The sequence below is a fragment of the Pontimicrobium sp. MEBiC01747 genome (genome assembly GCF_053601635.1).
Genome location: NZ_JBSHNS010000239.1, coordinates 1 through 3,366 on the forward strand (window position 1 = coordinate 1; position 3,366 = coordinate 3,366).

At 28.2% G+C, this 3,366-nt stretch carries 5 protein-coding genes; all 5 read right to left on the reverse strand.

Annotated elements, in window-relative coordinates:
- Positions 1-188, reverse strand: a 188-nt coding sequence (locus ACVC2P_RS07805; protein ID WP_452597918.1) for a hypothetical protein, incomplete at its 3' end; no start/stop codon positions are given.
- Positions 189-740, reverse strand: coding sequence for a hypothetical protein (locus tag ACVC2P_RS07810; protein WP_452597919.1), 552 nt, complete (start codon positions 738-740; stop codon positions 189-191).
- A gap of 355 nt (positions 741-1,095) precedes the next feature.
- Positions 1,096-2,130, reverse strand: a complete 1,035-nt coding sequence (locus ACVC2P_RS07815; protein WP_452597920.1) for a hypothetical protein — start codon at positions 2,128-2,130, stop codon at positions 1,096-1,098.
- A 32-nt stretch (positions 2,131-2,162) separates the two neighbouring features.
- The gene (gene fabG, locus ACVC2P_RS07820) at positions 2,163-2,909 is read right to left on the reverse strand and encodes a 3-oxoacyl-[acyl-carrier-protein] reductase (RefSeq protein ID WP_452597921.1); all 747 of its coding nucleotides are present in this window, start codon (positions 2,907-2,909) and stop codon (positions 2,163-2,165) included.
- A gap of 237 nt (positions 2,910-3,146) precedes the next feature.
- The coding region (locus ACVC2P_RS07825) for a hypothetical protein (protein ID WP_452597922.1) at positions 3,147-3,366 on the reverse strand (220 nt) is incomplete at its 5' end.

The window sequence follows — 3,366 nt, forward strand, 5'->3', positions numbered from 1 at the left end:
ACTTTAATCTGTTCAAATTTTGGGTTAATAAGTAACAGAAGGATTCCAAAAATGGATAAAAATCTTAAAAAAGCAAAAAGGGTATTCTTTTTAGAATTCCCTTTTTGTTTATATCGGTATTGGAATAACGCAAGTAATAATGCTATTATTCCTGCAAATATTATGTATAGAAGTGTTTGTGTTGTCAACTATTCTTTTACGTTTATAAGTTCGAAAGAGTCGAAAAAACGTTTTTGGCTTTCGTTATCATCATTCTCTTCTTTATAAATTACTTGTGCTAAGTATAGTTTAATACCTACTAATAATACTTTCATTTTAATAATATAACCGCCATCTATTGCTATTTTAATATCTCTTCCTCTGTAGCCATTAAAATAGATTTTTTCTTCCTGTATTAGTGTTCCTTTTGTATTAGTAACAGCTCCATTTACACTATTTTTTAATACTTCATCTTGCTTTTCTAAAGTCGCTAATTTGTTTGGAAAAAATGATGCTGGATATTCTGTAAATGAAGACATATAGATTAAGTTTACATCTCCGTCTGGTTGTAAAGTGTAGGTATTCATTTTTACAGTTCCTTTATCTGTAGGAACATCATCTGAACCTTTTTCAGGTTCTTGTGGGTACGAAATTATGTACGCAGCGTCTGTGTCTTTAACTTTAAACCAATCATTGCTTTGCGCAATGGCTGCATATACGTTACAAAACATTAACAATGCTAATAGAATGTTTTTTTTCATAATGTAATACTACATTTAGTTAAACCAATATTATTTATTAAAATATCAATAGATTCAAATTTTCTTTTAAAACTTACTCTTCCAAATCTTGAACTTCATCAAAGCTTACTATATTTTAATTAGATTTTAAAACTTCTTTAAACATAACAAGGAATAATATTAAACATATCGTTCAAAGCTTCATTATTTTTGCAATGCCTTAATAAAACTATAACGTTTTCAAACCTATTTAAAGTATTTTACAGAACTCATGCTCTCTATAGCTAATACTAAATTTGTTTTTTTGTATATACTTTTACTTGTTCAAATTTAAGATTGATAAGCAACAATAATACACTAAAGATGGTTAAATCAACTATTTTTTTAGTGATTTTTTAATTTTACTATTAATATCCTTAATATGTCGTGACTTTAAATTATAAGAAGACATAATGCCCGCTACATAGTTTCTATATACTATTTCACCTGTTTTAGAGTTTACAATATGTACAAATTTTTGCGAATTAACTCTAACAAAACGAAGGTAATAAAATTCCTCTCCAGCTAAAATTCGTCTGTCAATTTCGTTTTCATCTTGAAACTCAAACTTATACTCATAATTACTAATTACTTTTTTAAAACCATCTTTATCCTTTTTGTTTTTCATTTTCCAAGGATTGAACTCATTTAAATGGTAGTTAGGAATATATAAAGTTTGTTTTGCTAATTTTTTTAATTCTGATAAATTATCATTTTCATACATCCAGTATTCTTCACCTGTTTTTAACTGGTTATTTACTTTTTGAAAATAATTTTTAAGAAAACCAGATTTGTAATTATAAAAAACATCTTTATTATAGATACTATCCATTATAACTTCTGACTCTGAACTTAAAGCTGTTGGCAAAAATGTGTCTTTAGGAAACATATCTATTCTTGCTAAATTTTCTCTATTTGAAGAAATAGCTTTTACAACCTTCTTTTTATATTTTTTACTAGTCTTTTTTAATTTACTTAAATCCTTTTTTAAATCTTCAGAATCTAGCATGAAAAAATTTATATAGATATACAAATAATCTACTTGTGCTCCAGATCTCGTTGTCTTTGTTACATGATATCCTTCTAAATTTGCAAAAGAGTATTTATCATCAACATAATTTAAAATATCAAAATCATCCTGTTTTACTAATTTATAAGGAGTTATATCCCAAGAATCATCTAATATTTTTTTATAAGTCTCTTGATCTATAATATCTGACAATACAAATATAGTTTCTGTTCCTTTAAACTTATCTAAACGTCCTTTAGGGAAATTTTTAGACTTCCCAATATGCTTTGGACCTACACTTACTTGAGCATTAATTGCTGTAAGCATAAACAAGAACACTAGAAATATTATTTGTTTTTTCATATGTATGTTTAAGTCTTTTTATGTAATTATTCTTAAGTCAGCATTCCGCCATCTACGTTTAGTGTCTGCCCGGTTACATAGGCCGACATGTCACTAGCTAAAAATACACATACATTTGCAATATCTTCAGGTGTCCCCCCTCTTTTTAAAGGAATTGCCGCTCTCCAGCTCTTTACTGTGTCTTCATCTAATTTTGCAGTCATTTCTGTTTCTATAAAGCCTGGTGCGACTACATTACTTCTAATGTTTCTAGATCCTAATTCTAAAGCTACAGATTTGGAGAATCCTATAATACCAGCTTTAGATGCCGCATAATTTGTTTGCCCTGCGTTACCTTTTACTCCAACTACAGAACTCATATTTATAATCGACCCTTTACGCTGCTTAAGCATTGTACGTTGTACTGCCTTCGTCATGTTAAAAACAGATTTAAGGTTTACTTCTATTACTTTATCGAAGTCCTCCTCTCCCATTCTCATTAAAAGATTATCTTTTGTAATTCCTGCGTTGTTAATTAAAACATCGATAGAACCAAATTCTTTTAAAACTTCTGCTGCTAAATCTTGAGCTTCGTTAAAACTTGCTGCATTACTTTTATAGCCTTTTGCTTTAATTCCTAAAGCATTTAATTCTTTTTCTAATTCGTTAGCTGCGTCTACAGACGAACTATATGTAAAGGCTACATTAGCACCTTGTTGTGCGAAAATTTGAGCGATTCCTTTTCCTATTCCACGACTTGCGCCTGTTATTATAGCTGTTTTACCTTCTAATAATTTCATGTGTTTTTATTTAGTACTTTTTAACTTACATACTATTTTCTATAAATCACTCTTTAAAATGATGTATTTTTTAGTATACAAGCTACATTTTATATTTAGGTTTTATTAGTATATCAAATATAACAATTACTCGTTGTTATGAATAAAAAAAGCCACACAATTTACAATTAATTGTGAGGCTTTAGTTATGAATAGATTTTTACATTATTCTATTCTATAGTTTATAAGCACTAAGTATTATAACTTAACTGCTTCTGGTTTTTCGTAATTAAATAAATAATCTACATCCATTTCTTGCACTTCTCCTAACTTTTTAAGGGCTTTGAAATCGATATCTTTTTTATTACCTATTACCATAACATTGTAGTTTTCTCCTTTAATGTTTTTATTAAAGAAATCTCGTAGATCTTCCATTTTCATGTTTTTAATGGCATTGTACATTGCCTCACGATTATCG

What these genes read in the sequence shown, in the direction of transcription:
- ACVC2P_RS07810 (WP_452597919.1), bottom strand. Translation starts at nt 740, where the DNA reads ATGAAAAAAAACATTCTATTAGCATTGTTAATGTTTTGTAACGTATAT.
- ACVC2P_RS07815 (WP_452597920.1), bottom strand. Translation starts at nt 2,130, where the DNA reads ATGAAAAAACAAATAATATTTCTAGTGTTCTTGTTTATGCTTACAGCA.
- fabG (WP_452597921.1), bottom strand. Translation starts at nt 2,909, where the DNA reads ATGAAATTATTAGAAGGTAAAACAGCTATAATAACAGGCGCAAGTCGT.